Source organism: Psychrobacter sp. SCQQ22, from assembly GCF_015864605.1.
GTDB classification, from domain to species: domain Bacteria; phylum Pseudomonadota; class Gammaproteobacteria; order Pseudomonadales; family Moraxellaceae; genus Psychrobacter; species Psychrobacter fozii.
On sequence record NZ_JADYWZ010000005.1, the window covers coordinates 253,850 to 260,506 of the forward strand.

The 6,657-nt window shown below is 42.6% G+C and carries 2 protein-coding genes; both read right to left on the bottom strand.

What is annotated here, in order from left to right; genetic code table 11:
• Positions 1-8: 8 nt before the first annotated feature.
• On the bottom strand, positions 9-3,332 hold the full coding sequence (locus I6E84_RS08955; protein WP_197217560.1) for a UDP-N-acetylmuramoyl-tripeptide--D-alanyl-D-alanine ligase: 3,324 nt from the start codon (positions 3,330-3,332) through the stop codon (positions 9-11).
• A 181-nt stretch (positions 3,333-3,513) separates the two neighbouring features.
• The coding region (locus I6E84_RS08960) for a beta strand repeat-containing protein (RefSeq protein WP_197217561.1) at positions 3,514-6,657 on the bottom strand (3,144 nt) is incomplete at its 5' end.

Genomic DNA, 6,657 nt, shown 5'->3' on the forward strand with positions numbered 1-6,657 from the left:
AACTACTTCTAACTCTTGCTGATAAACAATAGGTTTTTTACTTCTATGAAGAGCTTGTTGAGTCCGATGCCATTAGAGGCTTTAATAAAAACATGGTCATAATCTTCAATAAACTCATGTAGTTTCAAGTTTAAGGCTTGTATGTCTTCAAAGTGATAAAGTGTTATATCTAGACTTTTGAGCTTATCAAGCAATACTTTGCTTTGACTCCCGACTAAAATCACAGCTCTGAAATTCATATTCTCAATGATAGGGGCCAACTGTAAATGGTACCTACTACTGTCACCACCTAGCTCTAACATATCACCCAAAATCAATACTTTTTGATGGATAGGTGCCTGTAGTTGCTCAAAGGTTTCGAGTGCTGCCTGCATGGATAATGGGTTGGCATTGTAAGCTTCATCGTAAAGTGTGATTGGTCGGTTTTGATAAGTCGTTTCAAGTACTTGCCCTCGCCCAGCCATGGCTTTAAAACTCTCTAATCGAGTAATGGCTTCACGGATAGGTAAATTATTATGGTTGACCACGGCCAATATAGCCATCGCATTTAGCACCATGTGCTGACCACGGGCCTGTAACTTCAGCAGATAAGTCTGACCATCAACTGCTATCTGTGCTTGTGCCTCTTTTTGATGGTAAATGAGTAGCTTAATTGTTGCATCATCATGTTCACCATAGCTTACAACGTGGATGCCCCATATGTTTGCTAAACGCTCTATCAAACTATACTGCTCGATATCTCGGCAAACAATGGCGAGAGAACCTGGCGCCATTCCTTCAAAAATATGTGATTTTTTGAGAGCAATAGTCTCAACATTATGATGATACTCAAGATGTGCTGGAGCAATATTGGTAATGAGCGCTATATTGGGGCGGACTAAATTGGTATTGGCAGACATAGAGCCAATCGCCATCTCTAGTACCCAATGACTTATAGAATGAGGCATAGAAGCCAAATTCCATGCAATACCCACTGGTAGATTTGCACTAGATTGAGTATAGCTCGCACCGCCGAAACCATTCAGTACATGTGCCAGCATATGCACCGTTGTGGTCTTCCCAGCGCTACCGGTAATACCGATAACCTGACCATCAAAGACTTGGCGAGCATATCGTCCAATCGCAATAGTCGCTTGACGTATATCGCGCACGTACAGCACAGGAATACTTGAGTTTTTGTATGCTATGGCATCATCAGTGATAATGGCAGAAGCGCCTTTTTTCACTAAAGACTCAATCGATTTTTCAGACAAATAGCCCACCGCCATATTTTTTCCTCGAGCCACGATTAACTGACCTGACTCAAAACTGGGTGGCCAAATGCATAATCCTGTTGCAGACCAATCTACTGGCGGTGTGACTAGCCACCTACCCTTAGTTGCAAGGACAAGCGAATTGGCTGTTAACACAGATTGTTTCAAATCCTGACTATCTGATGCTACTGGCTGATTTTTGTCTTCGTTATCTGCATGGATTACATCATAATTTGACTGATATTTTTTCGTAGCAAGCTTTGGATAATTGGCCGTTTTTAAAAAATCAAAGTAACCAATAAGCCCTGATAGATAGTGCTCTACATCATCAATCCGTACTCTGAACGAGTGATGGCGAATAAAAAATCCATGCAAAATAGCTTGCGGGGATTTGTAAAACATGGCCATTTCTGGAAAGAAAAAACCATTTATAAGATGATTAGCACGCGCATGCAATGCCTGATAAAACCCTTGAACATCAAAACCTGCTAACACATCATGAAACTCAGGATGTTCATCTAGTTTTAATAGCATTTTGTGAAACGCCATGGATAGCTCAAGCAATGTCGGAAAAGTAGTGACACGGTTTTTGATAAAATCGGTATAACCTTTAATATTATCTACTGCAAACTGAAAATACTTTTTTTCAGGCTTATAAATGATTAGCTCGTTTGAGCAATAAGATAACCAATGGTCATGTGCTTGATGATGCTTGGCTTCGATAAAATAGTCAAACGCACGAGTGACACAATCAAGCCAGCGCGCATCTTTGGTCAAACCATACAAACGCATCATTGCAAATGCCGCCTCACCATCATAATAAATGATACGGTTTTTCGCTTTTAGCGTTAAGTCTTTGCTATGTAGGACATGTACAAAGCTACCACCGTCTTGTTGCATCGCGATGATGCCTAGCGCTAATTGCTCTGCCAACGCATGATAATCATCTGCTTTTGGTGTACCTCTAAACACTTGCAGATATTTAACGATTGCTAATATCGCAACGGCATTCGCACCTAACTTAATCTCTCCACCAGTATCAATCACATATGCTTTGTCATCATAGATCTGAACAAGCTCATCGATCAGGTAGCTCATGGCATTATCAATGCTAACTTTCATATTAGCTAAAGCAAGCTCAGCCTCATCGTTACGATAGGCGTCAAAACCATGACAAGCTTCATAGCCTTCTATCAGTGCATAGGTGCTACTGGCATGGCGCAGACTATTATAAGTATCTATCGTGCGACCAAAACAAGGAAAGTATCCATACACATATTGGCCAGAAGGCTGCACCTGTCTGGCTAAGTAATTTGTAGACATCTCAATAATAGGCTGAGTCGTATCTGCCGATAGTGGCAACAACTTGCGGTGACCCTTAAAGCGTGGCTGTGTATGAAGGTCATGGCACTCACCTGTATTCTGATCGATAAATACACCTGCCGTATTAAAACTAATAATGGGTAAATCATCGCTAAACTCTGGAATTTGGCTACTGCCATGGCGTGCTTTTAGATACACATTCAGGTTATTAGTATTAACCCCTGCATGAGAAACCGTATTACCCATATAAAGGCATGCATTGGCATTCAGCTCCATTTCGGTGAGCAATAACCATGGCTCACGCACTCCTTCAAATGCAACGCCTGAGCGATAATAATTGCGCTTAAATCCTTTTAGACTTTGCTGAAAATTTGACCAAGTAGTGAGTGAAGCTTGATTAAGCCACTCAAGCCTTAACCAAACAATAGGAGCATCAAACTTTTCTGATAACTTATCAATTTTTACTATTATCTCTGGCAATATCTTTTCAAAATCAGAAAAATCACTGGTACTACCTATTTTATCTATATTTGCTAAATTCCTAGTAATAAAAGTAATCGTTTTGGCTTTTTTGCAACCATCAGATACCGACAATACAAAAGTATTGGCCAAATTATCTAACACTATGCCATCTGAGCTGCTTTCTGTTTCTTTATTTAGCTTCGTGAGATGTGACTGCGTCCAGTTATCATAAATAGATGGTAAAAATACTTCTAAATATTTTACTAGAAGATTCGAGTTTATATGTTCATCCATGTCTTTATTGCCCTGCCCTGTAGCACCTTATGCTTTGTTGTATTTGCATATAAATATACAGCCATTATATTAAGGCTATTTTTTATACTTATTCACTATAGCTCAAAAAAATTAGACAAATATTGTAAAAAACGCCTCCATTTTGGAAGCGTTTTCAAGATAAAAGTTCAACTATTGAATGTTAGATAATGTTGGTAATATCAACATCAATATTGACCTGTGTAGCCGAGTCAGTGCTCAGCGCCCACACATTATATTGTTGCCCATCAGCATCTGACGTCGTGGTTTGGGTATTTACCCACGTTGCCGCATTACCAGATCCATCTGTATCACTGAGATCAGTACCAATATTACCTAAATCTACGGTATCATCGCTATCACCTCTAACATAGATCGCATCTGAGGTTGTAATATCTGCTGCTTGTACGGTCAACGTATTCGCACCAATGCCACTTATATCTATCACATCAACTTCAAAGATATCAGATAAGCTGATGGTTTGATCTTCGCTTTCAAAGCTTAGAACATCAAGCCCTTCGCTTGAGACAGTCAATGACGTATCAGGAATATCAATAGAAGCTGCATCATCAGCAAGTGTGAAGCTACTGGCACTTACACGACCTGCAGCTGCCCCACTCTCAGAATCATAGTCGATCGTAATTTCTAGATTTGCAGAAGATGACTCACCATTTGGTGCAGTAATCGTATACTCAAAAACATCTACATCACCATAAGTACCTGTAAACGTAGAATTAGCCGCATAGTTGTAACTACCATCCGAATTAATGGTCAACATGCCATAGTTACCTACTATTTCTGTGCCGTCAATCACTGCTAAGCCATCGACTGCTGATACTACGGTACCAGTAGCTGCCGTATCAGTACCATCAGCGCCTAAGTCAGTGATAACGTTACCCGCTACCGTTCCATCGACACCTTCATCTGGGCTGTAATTGGTAACCACATCGGACACTGTACTGATGGATAAGCTACCTAATAAGCTAACATTTAACAGCCCGCTAGCATTTCCTAGTGTCACGTAATAAGTACCGCCACCTTCAAACTCTGGTAATACCAGCTCATTCGCACTCCACGAAGCTCCCAAAATACCTCCTGAGCTAACCAACCAGTTTACTTCTTCGTATACTAATACAGCATCGGTGCTACCTTCTTCAACTCTATACACTACAAGGTCAAAATTGGTATCGCCTAACAATGACAAGTCTAGGAAAGCTGAACCAGTGCCATCTACGGTCACTTGCTCAGTAGAGTTATTGGGTACCACAAAAGTGAGCCCACTGTTGCTACCTAGCACACTCACATCTATCGTATCCGAAAGCACGCCAAGATTTAACAGCCCTCCTACAGGTTGTGTTTGTGTTTCTTGCGTGGTGATGGTGGGCGTGACATTCACATTTAGCGTGGATTCATTATCCACAGCCGCCGGTGAGGTTGTATCTACTGTAACTGTCACAGCAGGTGCGTTACCGCTCACATTGTCCACAGCATCTTTGATGTTGTAGCTTAGCTCATACTCAGCATCATCTAAAGGCGTTTGCGGCGTTAAAGTATAGCTGCCATCAGCGTTTTCAGTGAGTACTGCATCAACTACGTTACCATTTACCACTAACTGCAGTGTTTCACCGTCACTAAGTACACCAGCAGCAACCTCAAGGCTTGGTGTATTGTCATTTGTGGTGCCATCATCTGCAATGACTTCTGAAGGTGTTAGTACACCACCGCTGCCATCATTAGCTACATTGTCTGTGATAGTTGCCGCTGCGATTGGCGCAGCAGGTGCCGTAGAGCTGATATTGATCACAAGTTTTGCGGTATCGCTGTTACCTGCTGCACCGTTAGAGATAGTGTACTCAAACACATCTGTTTCACCTGACGAAGCATAATCACCATTGGCCGTGTAAGTATAGTCACCATTTTCGTCAATCACTAGTACACCGTATTGCCCCTGTATGGTAAATACATTGACACCGTCGACAAGCTGAGATGTTGGCTCTGAAACTGTATTATCACTGCTTATGTCCGTCAGCTTAGTGTTAACAGTAACCGTATCCTCACCTGACTCACCTGTTACTAACCCATCAGGGTCAATCACGTTACCTGTGATGGCTATACTTGAATCAAAATCATATTCCGTTAGTGTGGCAGTGACATCAGTGGTTTCAAGCAGCGTTAAAGTATTGCTAAGCAATGCTACTGCAACCGCATCCAATACCGGGTCAACCACACCACCAAGTAAAGTGTTCAATACGGTATTTTCTTGAAGCAACGTCACCAACGCATCGACACCCAGCTCATTCGTTACTAGCAATGCAGCTGACAGAATACCTTTGACAGTAGTTCCCAAGCCAGGAGAGTCAGTATTAAGTGAGGTTTCCACTGTATTTAAGACAGCCTCTTGGTTATCTGGACCTAAAATGATGCCTGAGTCACCCAACTCTGCCAACTCCACATCTTGTACTAAAGTGGTTAATGCACTCTCACTTTTACGCACCACCACAGTGTAATCTCCTGGCTCTAAACCAGATACGACTGCTGTTAATGTGTCATTGCCCGTCAATCCTAATAATTCTAGACCTATTACATCACCCACCAATGGGTTACCACCAGTCGTACCGACATAAACACGGTCGCCATTACTATTGTAGACCTCGATATTGACTGCATCCGCTACTGCGACTAGCGCTGTCTGACTAACTTCAATACTAACAGTACCACTAGCGCCTTCACTTACCGTAAAGTCAAGCGTACCATCTGTACCGCTATCGCTTTCGGCGACACCAAGTACGGTGACGCTATCGTTATTTACTGAAGGATAAGTGGTTACTTGTAATTTACCTAAATCGATATCATTGGAGTCATCTTGAGCGATGATGACGGTGGTATCAACCGTCACGCTAACAGCAGGCGCATCATCACTCACGTTACCGGCATCGTCTGTGAGATTGTAACTTAGGTCATGCTCACCATCAGTCAGTGGCGTGGTTGGCGTTAAGGTCACGCTGCCATCGCCATTGGTCACAGAGGTTGAGGGTACAACCACTCCATCAATGACCAATTGCGGGGTGCCGTTAGTTACTTGATCAGCAGGGACGGTCACACTTGGAGTATTGTCGTTAGTGACGCCGCCATCAGTAATGGTTTCTGCAGGGTCGAGCACATCACCACTGCCATCATTGGCGACGTTATCAGTGATAACAGGGGCGATAATCGGCGCCGTTGGTGCCGTGCTGTCAGGGGCACTCGCAGGATTCGATTCTACTGAGGTGTTATCAGCGGCATCGGTGGCGGTGGCATTGATGACTTC